This is a genomic window from Natrialba sp. SSL1 (assembly GCF_001861355.1).
In the GTDB taxonomy this organism is placed as follows: Archaea; Halobacteriota; Halobacteria; order Halobacteriales; family Natrialbaceae; genus Natrialba.
This window is the reverse complement of the sequence record NZ_MASN01000029.1, coordinates 24,417-38,833: the sequence shown is the minus strand read 5'-3', so window position 1 is coordinate 38,833 and position 14,417 is coordinate 24,417. Positions and strand designations below refer to the sequence as shown.

The 14,417-nt window shown below is 63.2% G+C and carries 14 protein-coding genes; 11 read left to right on the top strand and 3 right to left on the bottom strand.

Translation table 11 applies throughout. The features are described 5' to 3' along the window. Nucleotides 1-53: 53 nt before the first annotated feature. Nucleotides 54-1,232, top strand: a complete 1,179-nt coding sequence (locus BBD46_RS07355; RefSeq protein ID WP_071401084.1) for a tRNA sulfurtransferase — start codon at nucleotides 54-56, stop codon at nucleotides 1,230-1,232. 668 nt (nucleotides 1,233-1,900) lie between these two features. On the opposite strand, the gene BBD46_RS07345 is transcribed toward BBD46_RS07355, so the two are convergent. Further along, entirely contained in the window at nucleotides 1,901-2,971 is a 1,071-nt protein-coding gene (locus BBD46_RS07345) for a quinone-dependent dihydroorotate dehydrogenase (RefSeq protein WP_071401082.1), read from the bottom strand. A 181-nt stretch (nucleotides 2,972-3,152) separates the two neighbouring features. Between BBD46_RS07345 and BBD46_RS07340 the strand changes: the two genes are divergently transcribed. Next, complete coding sequence (locus BBD46_RS07340) at nucleotides 3,153-4,178, top strand: hypothetical protein (protein WP_071401081.1); 1,026 nt, start codon at nucleotides 3,153-3,155, stop codon at nucleotides 4,176-4,178. Nucleotides 4,179-4,217: 39 nt separating this feature from the next. Here BBD46_RS07340 and BBD46_RS07335 read toward each other — a convergent pair whose 3' ends face one another. Beyond that, nucleotides 4,218-4,799 (bottom strand): MaoC family dehydratase, encoded by a 582-nt coding sequence (locus tag BBD46_RS07335; RefSeq protein ID WP_071401080.1) that lies wholly within the window; start codon nucleotides 4,797-4,799, stop codon nucleotides 4,218-4,220. 52 nt (nucleotides 4,800-4,851) lie between these two features. After that, the gene (locus tag BBD46_RS07330) at nucleotides 4,852-6,063 is read right to left on the bottom strand and encodes an acyl-CoA dehydrogenase family protein (protein ID WP_071401079.1); all 1,212 of its coding nucleotides are present in this window, start codon (nucleotides 6,061-6,063) and stop codon (nucleotides 4,852-4,854) included. A 157-nt stretch (nucleotides 6,064-6,220) separates the two neighbouring features. Here BBD46_RS07330 and BBD46_RS07325 point away from each other — a divergent pair, with 157 nt between their 5' ends. The 9 genes from BBD46_RS07325 (at nucleotide 6,221) to BBD46_RS07285 (ending at nucleotide 14,416) form a co-directional block, all read left to right on the top strand. Next, nucleotides 6,221-7,369 carry an ATP-binding protein gene (locus BBD46_RS07325; protein WP_071401078.1) on the top strand — a complete coding sequence of 383 codons (1,149 nt, stop codon included), beginning with the start codon at nucleotides 6,221-6,223 and terminating at the stop codon, nucleotides 7,367-7,369. A gap of 222 nt (nucleotides 7,370-7,591) precedes the next feature. After that, complete coding sequence (locus BBD46_RS07320) at nucleotides 7,592-8,635, top strand: monovalent cation/H+ antiporter subunit E (RefSeq protein WP_071401077.1); 1,044 nt, start codon at nucleotides 7,592-7,594, stop codon at nucleotides 8,633-8,635. Between the two features lie 62 nt (nucleotides 8,636-8,697). Beyond that, the gene (locus BBD46_RS07315; RefSeq protein ID WP_394326824.1) at nucleotides 8,698-8,913 is read left to right on the top strand and encodes a cation:proton antiporter; all 216 of its coding nucleotides are present in this window, start codon (nucleotides 8,698-8,700) and stop codon (nucleotides 8,911-8,913) included. Further along, the gene (mnhG, locus tag BBD46_RS07310) at nucleotides 8,910-9,272 is read left to right on the top strand and encodes a monovalent cation/H(+) antiporter subunit G (protein WP_071401075.1); all 363 of its coding nucleotides are present in this window, start codon (nucleotides 8,910-8,912) and stop codon (nucleotides 9,270-9,272) included. The genes BBD46_RS07315 and mnhG overlap by 4 nt, the downstream gene beginning before the upstream one ends. Next, the gene (locus BBD46_RS07305) at nucleotides 9,269-9,826 is read left to right on the top strand and encodes a DUF4040 domain-containing protein (RefSeq protein ID WP_071401074.1); all 558 of its coding nucleotides are present in this window, start codon (nucleotides 9,269-9,271) and stop codon (nucleotides 9,824-9,826) included. The genes mnhG and BBD46_RS07305 overlap by 4 nt, the downstream gene beginning before the upstream one ends. Continuing rightward, complete coding sequence (locus tag BBD46_RS07300; protein ID WP_071401073.1) at nucleotides 9,826-10,368, top strand: MnhB domain-containing protein; 543 nt, start codon at nucleotides 9,826-9,828, stop codon at nucleotides 10,366-10,368. Before BBD46_RS07305 ends, BBD46_RS07300 begins: the two co-directional genes overlap by 1 nt. Beyond that, the gene (locus BBD46_RS07295) at nucleotides 10,361-10,726 is read left to right on the top strand and encodes a cation:proton antiporter subunit C (RefSeq protein ID WP_071401072.1); all 366 of its coding nucleotides are present in this window, start codon (nucleotides 10,361-10,363) and stop codon (nucleotides 10,724-10,726) included. The genes BBD46_RS07300 and BBD46_RS07295 overlap by 8 nt, the downstream gene beginning before the upstream one ends. After that, on the top strand, nucleotides 10,719-12,371 hold the full coding sequence (locus BBD46_RS07290; RefSeq protein ID WP_071401071.1) for a monovalent cation/H+ antiporter subunit D family protein: 1,653 nt from the start codon (nucleotides 10,719-10,721) through the stop codon (nucleotides 12,369-12,371). The genes BBD46_RS07295 and BBD46_RS07290 overlap by 8 nt, the downstream gene beginning before the upstream one ends. Next, nucleotides 12,368-14,416 (top strand): proton-conducting transporter membrane subunit, encoded by a 2,049-nt coding sequence (locus BBD46_RS07285; protein WP_071401070.1) that lies wholly within the window; start codon nucleotides 12,368-12,370, stop codon nucleotides 14,414-14,416. The genes BBD46_RS07290 and BBD46_RS07285 overlap by 4 nt, the downstream gene beginning before the upstream one ends. Nucleotide 14,417: the final 1 nt, after the last annotated feature.

Below are 14,417 nucleotides of genomic sequence, written 5' to 3'. Positions count from 1 at the left end.
GAGCGCCCGTCGCTCGTAATCCCCTTATGGCGCGCGTCCCTAGCGCTGTCCATATGCATCCGCCGGGAGCTGACACCGTCCTCGTTCGTCACGGGGACGTCAACACCAAGAGCAACACCGTCAAGCGGTACATGGAGGACTGTCTCGCGGAGAATCTCACGGCCCTCCTCGCGGACCGCTCGATCCCCGGCGAGGTCGAACGTCGGTGGAACCGACCCCTGATTCACACCGACGAAGAACACGTCGACGCCGCCACGGTGACCGCCGCGGACGCCTTCGGTGTCGTCTCCGCAAGCGCCGTCCGAACCGTCGACACCGCGAAGGGCGAAATCTGCGCTGCGCTCGCCGAGGCCGCCGAGGCGTGCTACGACGGCGGCAGCTTCGCCGTCGACGCTCGTCGCGCCGATAAGAGCCTCCCCTACACGAGCGAGGACCTCGCCCGCGAGGGCGGCACCGCGATCTGGGAGGCCGTTGAAGACGAGTTCGAGCCCGAAGTCGACCTCGACGACCCGGATCTCACATTCGGCGTCGAGGTCCGCGAGGACTTCGCGTTCATCTACCTCGAGAAAGTGCCGGGGCCTGGCGGGCTCCCGCTCGGTTCCCAGGAGCCGGTCATCGCGCTGATCAGCGGCGGGATCGACTCTCCCGTCGCGGCCTACGAGATGATGCGACGCGGCAGCCCGATCGTGCCGGTGTACGTCGACCTCGGTGACTACGGCGGCATCGACCACGAAGCCCGCGCGATGGAAACCGTCCGAACGCTCTCGCGCTACGCACCGAACTTCGACACGCAGGTCTACACGGTTCCCGGCGGCGAAACAGTTGCCCTGCTCGTCGAGACGATGGAACAGGGCCGGATGCTCTCGCTGCGTCGCTTCTTTTATCGCACGGCGGAGCACCTCGCACGCCGCGTCGACGCCCACGGCATCGTCACTGGCGAAGCAGTCGGCCAAAAATCGAGCCAGACGCTCCAGAACCTCGGCGTCACCAGCCGCGCGACCCGACTCCCGATCCACCGCCCGCTGCTCACCTGGGACAAAGCCGACATCGTCGCCAAAGCCCGCAAAATCGACACGTTCACCCAGTCGACGATCAATGCCGGTTGCAACCGCGTCGCCCCCGACCGCGCCGAGACCAACGCCCGACTCGAACCGCTACTCGAGTACGAACCGGACGACTTGTTCGAGCGAGCGGAAGAAGCGGCGCGACAGGCTGAACTCGTCGAACCCTGAGTCGAAAGCGGGGTTAGTTCCGCGATAGAGACGCTTCTGAATCCATACTCCTGACAATATTGTCAGAGAATGATTAGTTCGATACCTTCAGCGGGAAGTACTGGTGAGAGCGGTACCAGCAGCGCCGCTGGGCTATCTCCTACCTCCTACCTCCAACCTCCTACCTCCTATCTCCTCTCGGCCCGGAGTCGCACGTTGGATACAGCGCGTGAGTTGAACGGTGGACGGGGAGTCGTTCCAGCGTGGGCTCACTGCAGGTTCGACGAGAACAGTCGAAGGACGATAAGACTCCAGAGAACGAGTCCAACCCCGTAGAAAAGGACTCGTACCTGTAATGGGGTGTCGGAGGATACTCCCGGCCAGATTCCCGTATCATCGACCGGCGTTCCTACCTCACCATACTCACCGTACCCAGACTGACCCGAAGTGACCTGTCCAGCAGTCCCGCCACCGACCGCTATACAGATGATACCAAGGCCAGCCAGTCCGACGATGAGGAGTCCCGAGCGGGTGAGGCCGTACACGAGCGCGACGGTTAGTACACCCAACACGCACGTATCCATCACCAGCGGTTTTACCAACTGTCTCAAATTCATAGCTATCGAGTGCTGCAAATATACCGTTGGAGTATAAAATTTTGATTGTATGACAGATCGCAGGTCTACAGGTCACTCGAGTTCCGCACCGACAGCCTCCTCGATCGACGTGAAGCCGTCGCGTTCGAGGAGTCGCACGAGTCCGCGGTTGATCCGTTTGGCAGTCGAGGGCCCCTGGTAGACGAAGCCGGTGTAGAGCTGGACAAGCGATGCGCCGGCCCGAATCTTTCGGTAGGCGCTCGCGGCGGAGTCGACGCCGCCGACGCCGATAATCGGGAGGTCGCCGTCGGTGTGGCTGGCGATCGTTCGGATGACTGCGGTCGAGCGATCCTCGACTGGCTTGCCGCTGAGGCCGCCCCACTCCTCGCGCTTTGCGGAGGCGAGTCCCTCGCGCGCAGTCGACGTATTCGTCGCGATAATCCCGTCGACATCAAACTCCTGGACGATGTCGACGAGGTCGAGGATCGACTCCTCGGGTTCGTCGGGGCCGATTTTCACGAGGATTGGGACGCCCAGATCGTTCTCGGCGTCGATCGTCTCGAAAATCTCCCGGAGGTGCTCGGGCGAGGCCTCGTCGAACTCGTCGGGCGTGTTCGGACAGGAGACGTTGACGACGACGTAGTCGGCGAACGGCGAGAGGCGCTCGAAGACGCGCCGGTAGTCCTCGATGGCCTCGCGCTCGGTCGAGACGTTCATCTTACCGATGTTCACGCCGAGCGGGAAGCCTGGCGTGCCGTCGGACTCGAGTCGGGCCTTGACTGCCTCCATTCCCTGGCCGTTGAACCCCATCCGGTTGACCATCGCTTCGTCCTCGCGCAGGCGGAATAGCCGCGGCCGGTCGTTGCCGTCCTGTGAGTAGGGTGTGACGGTACCAATCTCGACGAAGCCGAAGCCGAGCGCTTCCAGCGCGTGCGTTACCTCGGCGTTCTTGTCGAAGCCGGCGGCGACGCCGACGGGGTTCGGGAACGTGGTGTCGAACAGGTCGACCTCGAGTGCGGGATGGTCGTACTGGTACGCCATCGACATCGCCGCCCGTGTCGGCCGCGTCGACTGTGCCGCCCGCAGCGTTCGCTTCCCGAGACCGTGGGCTGTCTCGGCCGGCAGTTTGAACGCGAGGGGACGAACTCGCGAGTACAGCGTCATTGCAGGCAAATCGGGACGGCTCGTAAGTAAACCTCCCGAAGCCGGTCTCACCGGAGTGACCAACCGGTACATCGAGTTCAGCTCCGACTCGAGATGGTGACGCTCCGACCTGTTCCCGACAATTTTTCAACTATCTTGATACATAAAATACATACGACATCACTCAGTATTCGGGAACACTATGTGTGAGAATCGGCGGGCCGGTACCCAACTGCTCGGATTGGGGGTCGGGCTCGTCGTGCTGTCAATCGCGGTCGGATTCATCTTCACGACCCTCCTCTCTGACGAGTTCGTCCGGAGCCTTTCTACGCAGCAACTCGTTCAGTATCCGCATCCGTTTGTCGGACTTTTTGACCCACTCAGCGTCGGCATCGTATATCTCGTCTTCGGCGCGCTCGTCTTGGGCTGGACCCGAACGACCCGGTCGAAAGAGCTTCCGTTCGCCGCTACGCTCCCGACGGCGATGCTCGCCGTTGTGGCCGTGATCGGGTTCGAACTTGCCTCGTCGGCCGCCACGACAACGCACGGGTTCGGACTCGAACGCGTCTGGTCGATGCTGCTTGCCTCCCCGCTCGAGACGGTTCGCGAGACGGTCGTTGCGGTCCCGTCTCTCTGGGTCGGCTACTATCTCGCTTGGCTGCTCACCTACGAGGTCGCTTCGACCCGTCGCCAGCGCATCGTCCCTCTCGTTGGAATTGCTGTTCTTCCGCTGCTCGTCGCCACAGACGCGATTCGAGCAGCCCAACGCACGCTCGAGACCGGTGGGGCGGGTGCGGGGCTCGGCTACGCCGCCGCTTCGATGCTCATCCCGGCGAGCCTGCTCGGGATACTCGTCGCGGTCGTCTTCGCGACACCGTGGTACGTGCTTCGGAACCTTCGGAACCGACCAAACCGTGGCCCAGTCGACGAATCCAATTCTGCAACGCAGAGACAAGCGATACGCGACCGCCACGTTCCCGAATTCGTCGCCTTCCTCGGACTGTTTCTCGCGTTCACGCTCGTGTCTCCGCTGCAGTTCGGAACCAGTTTGCTCGAACCAACTCGCGAGTTAGCGATGCAAGACGGCTGTGGCTCGTCGTGTTCTCTGCTGGTAGTGTTGTCTCAGTACATCTACGCGGCTCTCCTCGCGACCGGTGTGGTTCTCCTCGGTCGGCACCTCTGGAACCGAGTCGGACCTGCCAGCGGAACGGCCCCTCGAACCGACTGACTCGATTCACTGCCGGGGCTCAGTCCGGCGAAGCCACACTCAACAATCCTCGGGCTGGGTTCCGATCCCCGCCGGCCATCCCGGCGGCTCTGCGGCCGATGGCTCGGCGTGCGAGCGCTTCAACACCATCGGCGTCCGCTCGAGTGAGAGCACGAGGTCACCGTGCTGATTGTACGCCCGGAGTTCCGTCTCGACGATGCCGACGTGGTCACGGGACTCGAGTTCCCGTTTGCTCAGGACCTCGCTCTCAGCGAAGATGGTGTCGCCGTGGAAGACGGGGCTGTGGTGACGAATGTTGTCGTAGCCGAGGTTTGCGGTGGCGTTAACGGAGACGTCGATGACGCTCATCCCGACTGCGAGCGCGATGACGAACGTGCCGTCGACGAGGCGCTCGCCGAACTCGGTTTCGGCGGCGTAGGCCTCGTTGAAGTGCATCGGGTTGAGGTTCATCGTCACGTTGGTCAGCCAGACGTTGTCCGTCTCGGTAACGGTGCGTCCGAAGGGATGTTTGTAGACATCGCCGACATCGAAATCCTCGTAGTAGCGCCCGTGCCAGCCGGAGACGAGCTGTTTGTCGGTCGGTCCTTCCTGTTCGGTCGCGGTTTCAGTGTCGTCTCTCATTTGCGTGGTGTGGTTCGGTTGTTGGTGGTCGTTGGCCGGTCTCTGTCGAGAATCAGTACGAGCGCGGCAGCCCCAGCACTGTCTCACCCAGATAGTTCAGTGCGAGTTGCTGGGTGATCGGTACCAGCCGCGTCAGTCTGGCCTCCCGGAAGTAGCGCTCGACGTCGTACTCCGTCGCAACGCCGAACCCACCGTGGGTCTGGACCGCCGCGTCGGCCGACTGGTACGCCGCGTCCGCCGCGAGAAACTTCGCCGCGTTCGCGTACGCCCCCAGATCAACGGCTTCGTCCGAGGCCGCCCGGTCCGCCGCGTTGTACGTCAACTGCTTTGCCGCCTGTAGCCGCGCGTAGGCCTCCGCGAGCGGATGCTGAATGGCCTGGTTCGAACCGATCGGACTGCCGAATACCTCGCGGTCGGTCGCGTATTGCACCGCGCGCTCGAGTGCCAGCCGTCCCAGCCCGAGACACTCGGCGGCGATCACGAGCCGTTCCTCGTTGAGGCCGTCGAGCACCTGGTAAAAGCCCTCGCCCTCGACGCCAATGAGGTTCTCTGCGGGCACGCGTAGGTCATCGAACCAGAGTTCGTAGGAGTGAACGAATTCGCTCGCCGACTTCGGGATCGACTCGATCTCCAGGGCGTCCTGGTCGTACGCGTCCTCGAGATCCACCAGAAACATCGAGATGCCCCGGGTTCGTTTCTCGACGTTCTCGAGTGGCGTCGTTCGCGCGACGAGCACGAGGTAGTCCGAGACATCGACCCGAGAGGTCCAGATTTTCTGGCCGTTGATGACGTATTCCTCACCGTCCTGGCTTGCCTCGGCACGGGTCTCGATTGCTGTCGAGTTCGACCCGGCGTTCGGCTCTGTTAGTCCGAAGGCCTGAATCGAGGCCTCGCCGTCGGCGACTCGCGGGAGCAGGTCTGATTTCAGGTCCTCGCTCCCGTACTCGACGATCGGCACGGAGTTGTAGACGCCGCCGTGGACGGCCTGGGCCGCGCTGAAGCCGCCGCCGTTCGCGGCGATTTCCTCCATCATCACGACCGTCTCCCGGGTTCCCATGCCGGCCCCGCCGTACGCCTCTGGCACGAGAATTCCCATCCAGCCCTGCTCGACTAACTCGTCGACGAACTCGTGTGGATACTCGCCTGCTTCGGCGCGCGTCCGCCAGTACTCGTGATCGAAGTCAGCACAGATGTCACGGATACTCGAGCGCACGAGCTGCTGGCGTTCGGTGAGCTGGACCGCGTCATGCAGCAGATTCGACATCCTGTGGAGTGTTACCGCTTCGAGTGAAAAACGTTGTGTCGTCGCATACTTCGGCAGTAACCCACTGACTGCATACATATCACTCTGGAGACTTATTAGTGAGCTAGTCGATAGCAAACACGAAACGGTTATTGGCGGTCCTCGTCGAAACCGCGGCATGCACCTCCGTCGACCGCCAGTCACGCTCTTGGGCGGGCGGCGGTTTCTGGCCGCGATCGGCGGCCTGTACGCCTCACTCGCTACTCTCTGGGTGGCTGTCCAGCTCTCATCCGGGACGCCGCTTGCAAACACGGTCGTCGTGTTCGCGTTTATCGCCGGATCGGGACTCGTCCTGCTGCTCGGAAGCTATCGCCTGCCACGGACTGAAATCGATCCGCGCTTCTATCCAACCATCACTGGCTGGTGTCTCACCGCAATCGGGGTGATGCTCGGTATTCTCGCACTCTATCACGCCCAGCCATCGGTCGGGCTCACGAATCCCGACCGTTCGATCCTGATTCTCACGGGCTTCAGCAGCGTCGCCGGTTTCGGCATCGGAACGTATGGTGCGCGAGCGAAAACCCATGCGTACGAACTCAGAATTCAGAACCAGAAACTGAAACGAACGCAGGCCCAACTCGAGGAGTCGAACGAATATCTAGAGCAGTTCGCCTACGCCGCCTCCCACGACCTCCAGGAACCGCTTCGGATGATATCGAGTTACCTCCAGCTCATCGAAACTCGCTACGGCGACGACCTGGATGCAGACGGTCGTGAGTTTATCGCCTACGCTGTCGACGGCTCCGAACGGATGACGGCGATGATCGACGGCCTTCTGGAGTTCTCCCGCGTCGAAACACGGGGCGCTCCACTCGAGACGGTCGCACTCGAGGACGTGGTGGCGGCAGTCCAACAGGATCTCTCGCTTCGGATCGAGCAGAGTCAGGCCGACGTGACCGTAGAATCACTGCCGCGCGTGCGAGGAGACAGGAGTCAGCTTCGGCAGGTCTTCCAGAATCTCATCACTAATGCAATCGAGTACAGCGGTGACGACCCGCCGACAATCACCATCAGTGCCGAACGCGACGGCGAGGAGTGGTGCATCTCGGTACGAGATGAGGGAATCGGTGTCGAGCCATCGCAGCAAGACCGCGTGTTCGAGGTGTTTCACCGCCTTCACAGTCACGAGGAACACACCGGGACGGGAATCGGGCTTGCACTGTGCAACCGGATCATCGAACGCCACGATGGCGAAATCTGGCTCGAATCCGAGCCAGGTATCGCAACGACGGTATCGTTCACGCTTGCGTCGGCGGATTCACTCTGAGTGTTGCTGGACAATTCTGTATTCACTCACCGCTGTCGTCCTGTCTGTGACCGGGAACTCGCCACAGAACGTGATTTCCTGCTGACCTGAAGTCAACCGAAACCCGTTCGAAGCGGCGGGCCAACCGGCAGATAACGAAATCGTTTTCCTACGGCTACCGCTTGAGTCGACTAACGACAAGAGCCATGAGTATCCAACGACGGTCATGTGGAGGGTTGCGCCGTGGCGGCTGAACGAGTGCTCGTACCGCTGTCTGACACGGTCACCGTCCGACAGACGGTTGGGTACGCCGTCCAATCGTGTCCCGGCGAGGCGGAGACACTCGAGTTCCACCTCGTCGTCGCACTGCCCTACGACACGGAGATGCCGGAGGGCCAGTCGTTGACTGAAGACGCCGAGCGACTGCTCTCGAAGGCCGAGAGCTGGGTTCGGGAGGATGCGAGTTCGACGAACGTCACGATCGACGTGACGACGTCCGTCCTCGGCGACGACGAGTATCTGTTCGGGCCGCGCGACTACGCGCGGACGTTCGATTCCTACGCTGCGGCGCACGACATCGACCGCCTGGTGCTCGACCCGGAGTACCAGCCGGGGACGACGGCACAGATGCTCCAGCCACTCGAGCGGGAACTCGAGAGCGTCGGGCTGGCCTACGACGAAGCACCGGTCGAGCGACCTGCGCGCCACGAGCGACTGGCCGGTGACGGAGCCGAGCGGTTCGACAAGATATTCGCGATGTTCTGGATCTCCTACGGGTTCTATCTGGTGCTCGGGGATCCAACGTACTGGTTCGATCTCGTCACCGGTGCTGCGGTCGCCGGAATCGTCGCCGTTTCGCTTGCACACGTGACGTTTACGTTCCCGCTCGATCGGATCGGGTCGCCGATCCGGACGCTGCGGTTCGGACTCTACGTGCCGTATCTCCTCTTCGAGATCGTGAAGGCGAACCTCGCGATATCGCTCGTCATCCTACGGCCGTCGATGCCGATCAGGCCGACGATGACGCGGGTCAACGCGCGGGTTCGCAGCGGACTCCCGCTGCTCGCGCTCGCGAACAGCATTACGCTCACGCCGGGGACGCTGACGGTTCGAGCGGACGACCAGCGCCTGATTATCCACACGCTGATCCCGTCCGCTCGGGAAGACCTGTTCGAGGGCTCGCTGGAGCGGGCCGTTCGCTTCGTCTTCCACGGCCGAACGGGTGCTCGCATCCCGACGCCGGAAGAACGCGGCGACACGGAGATCATCCGAGGTGACGACCTGTGACTGCAGACCTGCTCAACGACATCTTCCTCGTTACGGCGGCGCTGTTCGTCGTCCTGGCGATCATGATGTTCTATCGTGCAGTCGCCGGCCCGACGACGCAGGACCGGTTGCTCGCGGTGAACGTGCTCGGGACGAACACAGTTGTCATCCTTGCGTTGCTCGCAGCGGGACTCGACGAACCGTGGTTCCTCGACATCGCGCTGATCTACGCGTTGCTTAACTTCCTGATGGCGATCGCCATCTCGAAGTTTACCGTCGAGCGGGGTGGTGTGCTGTGATCGAACAGCTTCGATTCTGGGCGATCATCATCCTGCTCGCGTTCGGACTGTTCTTCACGTTCGTCTCCGCGGTGGGCGTGATCCGCCTGCCCGACATCTACGCGCGAGCACACACCGCCTCCCAGACGGACACCCTCGGTGCGGGGCTCGCACTGGCAGCCGTCGCGCTCGCGCTCGGCTGGGACAGCATGACGATCTACGCCGTCCTGTTGCTGTTCTTCGTGTTCATCACGAACCCGACGGCCGCACACGCGATCGCTCGCTCTGCGGCCGAGTCCGGCATCGTCCCGTTGACCGACGAGACGGAGGTCGACGTCGAACCGGATCCATCGACCCCAGACGAGGGTGACTCTCAATGATCGGAACCGCTGTCGCCTACACGCTCGCAATCTTCATCGTGCTGGCAGCTGTCGCCACGGCACTGTTCAGAGACGTCCTCTCCGCCATCGTCGTCTTCGGAGCCTACAGCCTCGGGATGGCGATCCTCTACACGTTCTTGCTCGCACCCGACGTCGCCATGACGGAGGCTGCAATCGGTGCCGGCGTAACGACTATTCTGCTACTGCTGACCATCGCGCGCACGACCCGACCCTCGACGGATCGACTCTTCGAGCGGGTCAACGTCCCGGCAGTCATCGCCGTCGGCGCGTTCGTCCTGGTGCTCGGAACGCTCTTGCCCGACATGTACGCTGTCGGCACGGAGTCCGCACCCGTCTGGGGCGAACAGGGCGTTCTGACGGAGACGCCGTCGCTCTACTACATCGAGAACACGTTCGGAGACACTGGGGCACAGAACGCCGTCTCCGCCGTGCTCGCCTCCTACCGTGGGTTCGACACCTTCGGTGAGGCCGTCGTCGTCTTCGCCGCCGCAATCGCCGTGTTGCTCGTGCTGAAACGGGAGGTGTTCACGTAATGTCGCAGCCAGATTCCTACACGAACTCGGATACCTACTCGGAGAGTCAGGTCATCCTGACCTCCGTTCGAATTATCGCACCGTTTACGCTCACCTACGGGATGTTTCTGAGTCTCCACGGGGCCGACACCCCCGGCGGCAGCTTCCAGGGCGGCGCTATCATCGGCGTCACCGTCCTGATGCTCGCCTTCGCGTTCGGGATCGACCCGACCCGCAAGTGGGTCAAAAACTCCTTCGTCGCCGGCCTCATCACCGGCGGCGTCACCATCTTCATCGCAACCGGGCTGTTCACCATGGCCCTCGGCGGCAACTTCCTCGAGTACGATGCGATCGCCGACACGTTCGGGATCGCCCACTACTGGGGTATGGAAGCCATCGAGGTCGGCGGTGTCGCACTGATCGTCGCCGGCGCGGTGATGACGCTGTTCTTCGCGACGGCGGCGGGCTTTACGCCCGACCGTCACAGCAACGAGTCCGATTCGACGTACTCGAGTTCGAGTTCGGGCTCGGCTTCGGGTCCGGAGGTGGGACGCGATGATTGAACTGCTCGCCTCGCGCTACGCGTACGCCCTGATGTTCGTCCTGATGGGCGTCGGGATGTACATGATGATCGCCAACCAGAACCTCGTAAAGAAGCTGATCGGAGTCAACCTCTTCCAGACGGCGATCTTCCTGTTCTTCGTCGCGGTCGCCTACGTCGAGGGCGGATCGGCACCGATCGTTCCGACCGAGGGCGATCCCGGCGCGATGGCCAGCCCGCTCCCGCACGTGATCGTGCTGACTGCAATTGTCGTCGGCATCGCGCTCACCGCGGTCGGTCTCGCACTGATCGTCCGGATCTACGCGGAGTACGGAACGCTCCGCGAGGACACGCTCCGGGAGGTGCGTGCCGATGAGTAACGTTGATCTTATCTTGCCGCTGCTGGTCGCGGTTCCGATCCTCATGGCCACCGTACCGATCGCGCTCGGGCTGCGTTTCGATCGGACCGGCTGGGGTGTGACCACCCTTACGACGACGGCACTACTCGCTGCGACAGCGTACCTCGCGAGTGCCGTCTACAGCGACGGGATGGTCACCCACGAACTCGGCGGCTGGCCGCGAGAGTTCGGGATTCAGCTCGTCGCAGACGAGTTCTCGACACTGATCGCCTTACTGGTGATCGCCACCGCGACGGCCGTCCTCGCGTACATGCGCGTTGGCGGGCCACGTGGGAACACGTTCTATGCAGGCTACCTGCTGCTGACCGGCGGCCTGCTCGGCCTCTCGCTGACCGGCGACGTGTTCAACATGTTCGTCTTCCTCGAGATCGTCGGGCTCGCAACCTACGCCCTGATCGCGAGCGGAGACGGTCCCGAGTCGGCGGTCTCGGCACTGAAGTACCTGATCCTCGGCACTGTCGGTGCCTCGCTGTACCTGATCGGTGTCGGCTTCATCTTCATGGCGACGGGAACGCTGAACATGCAGGTGCTCTCGGAGATCATGCCCGAGGTGCTCGCACAGGGCGGACAGAACCTCGTCCTGCTGCAGGCTGCGTTCGCGTTCATCTTCGTCGGCTTCGCCCTGAAGGTCGCCCAGTGGCCGCTGCACACCTGGCAGCCGGACGCCTACCAGCACGCCCCCGACGGCGTGACGCCGGTTATCGCAGCGCTGGTTTCGACGGCCTACGCGTACGCACTCGGACGACTGATGTACACGGTCTTCGGGCCGGAGTTCCTCACGTCGACGCCGTACCTGACGGAAATCGTCGTCACGGTCGGCTGTCTGAGTGTGCTCGCAGGCAGCACGCTCGCTGTGATTCAGACCGACGTCAAGCGGATGTTCGCCTACTCCTCGGTCGCGCAGTTCGGCCTCGTCGTGGCTGCGTTCGGCCTCGTTACGGAGACGGCCCTGATTGGGGCGATCATCCACCTGATCGGCCACGCAGTGATGAAGGCCGGGCTGTTCGCCGCTGCCGGCGTGATCGCGGTCACCTACGGTGCGCGAACCGTCGACGAGTACGCCGGTCTCGCGGATAATCGGCCGTTCGTCGCCGGCGGGACGGCGCTCTTGCTGATCGCGTTGATCGGCATCCCGCCCTCGGCCGGCTTCATCGGCAAGTGGTACATCGCCGTCGGCTCGGTGCAGGCAGAGATGTGGCCCGTCGCGGCCGTCATCCTGCTCAGCACCATGCTGACGCTCGCCTACTCGGCCCGTCTGCTGGAGAAAATGTACTTCACGCCGGCGACGCCGGTCGAATCACCGCATCCGTCGGGTCCGGTTGCGACTGACGGTGGTCACGAGGGTGGGAACGGTGACGACGCGCACGGGAGCGAACACGGTGACGACGCGCACGGGAGCGAACACGGTGACGAGTCTGCTGGCAACGTTGGTGCTAGTGCGTTCACTGACGCTGGCCGTATCGGCCGCGGCAACCCCGACGCCGTCTCGTTCGGCATGCTCGCGCTCGTCATCGTCGCCGCCATCATCGCGGTCCTGCTCGGATTCGCGGGTGGTGAACTCTACGACCTTCTCGATCCGTTCGCGACGGAGGTGTTCAACGAATGACTGAAGAATCCATCTTACCGCTCGCTGCCGTCCTCGTTTCGGCGGTCGCGATGGTACTGATCATCGCGTCGTATCGCTATCCGAACGTCCGCGAGGGCTGGTCCGTCCTCGCCGCGCTGGCGAAGTTCGGGATCATCCTCAGTATGCTCCCGGACGTGCTGGACGGCACGACCTACTACTGGAGCCTGCAGGAATCGCTTGGCATCGAATTCCTCGCCGGCATCGACTTCGTCTTGCGTGCCGACCCGCTCGGCATGCTGTTCGCACTGCTCGCGAGCTTCCTCTGGATCTTCACGTCGTTCTACGCCGCGGGCTACATGCGCGGACTGGACGAACACGCCCAGACCCGGTTCTTCGCCTCGTTCGCGGCCAGTCTCTCGGCCGCGCTGGGTATCGCGTTCGCCGGCAATCTGGTGACGATCTTCATCTTCTACGAGCTGCTGTCGCTCGTCACCTACCCGCTGGTCGCACACAACGAGGACGACGAGGCCCGGATCGCCGGTCGCAAGTACCTCACCTACACGTTCTTCGGCGGTGGGGTATTCCTGCTCGCCGGGACGGTCCTCACCTACTGGCTCACCAGTATGACCGCCGACGGCGCGACGACCGCGTTCGAATCCGGCGGCATCGGCGCACTCGCCGAGGCCGCACAGGCCGAACCAGTGTTCGCACAGGCCGCGTTCTTCCTGCTGATCGCCGGCTTCGGTGTCAAGGCCGCCGTCATGCCGCTTCACTCCTGGCTTGCCGACGCGATGGTCGCACCGACGCCCGTCTCCGGGCTGCTCCACGCCGTGGCGGTCGTCAAGTCCGGTGCGTTCGGGGTGGCGCGAGTCATCCTCGAAGTCTTCGGTCCCGGACTCATTCACGACCTGCCGCTCAACGTGCCGGGTATCGGTGAGGTCGGGCTGAACGTGCCGGTGGCGATTCTGGCCGCGTTCACGCTCACCGCCGCGAGTATCATCGCGCTGCGCAAGGACCACCTCAAACGTCGGCTCGCGTTCTCGACGACGGCACAGCTGTCGTACATCGTGCTCGGGCTCTCGATGCTCCATCCGTTCGCGATCCTCGGGGCGCTGTTCCACATCCCCGCTCACGCGTTCGGGAAGCTCACCCTGTTCTTCTGTGCAGGGGCAGTTCACGTCGAGACCCACACTGACTACGTCAGCGAGATGGCCGGCATCGGAAAACGGATGCCGCTGACCATGTCCGCCTTCGCCATCGGCGCGGCGGGAATGGCCGGCATGCCGCTCATCGCCGGCTTCGTCAGCAAGTTCTACATGCTGATCGGCTCCGCCGATGTCGGCGGCGGCTACTGGCTCTTCGCCAGCGCGCTGATCCTCTCGGGGATCCTCAACATCGCCTACCTCTGGCCCGTCGTCTACACCGCGTTCTTCGAAAGCGAAGACCGCCACGACGCCAAGCCGCTCCTCGAGTTCCCGCCTGGCGGGAAGCGCGAGTCCGACTTCGGCGAGGAGGTTGCAACGGATGGTGGGAACCCGGTCGATGAAGACGAGGATGCAACTGCTGACGAGAGCGAAGACGCAGACGGTAACGCTGGCGACGACAAACCCCCAAGCGGCCAGCCACGCCCCGCCGACGACGACGCTGGCGAAACGGAGGCCGCTGGCGCTGGGACGCCACTCGAGTCGGAGCCGGATTCGGACGGCGCTGACGCGGACACTGACACCGACGACGACTACGAGTACGCCGTCGACAAATACCCAAGCGACGCTGCTGTCCCCGGCAACCGTGGTGCACACGCGGACCACGCCGAAGGCCACCACGACCACGGCGATCACCACGACCACCACGGCGGTGCGCCGCCGGGTGGCTGGGAACGCCACTCGCCGTTCTCCGAGAGCACGTGGCTCATGCTCATGCCGATCACGGTCATCGCCGTCGGTGCCGTCACGCTCGGCGTGATCCCCGACTACGCGGTCTTCCTCGACCTCGTGACCTACATCGTCGAGACCGTCTTCGGCATGGAGTGGTCCGAACTCAGTGCGCTCTCTCACGAGGAGATTCTGGCGGAGGTGCTAGCCTAAC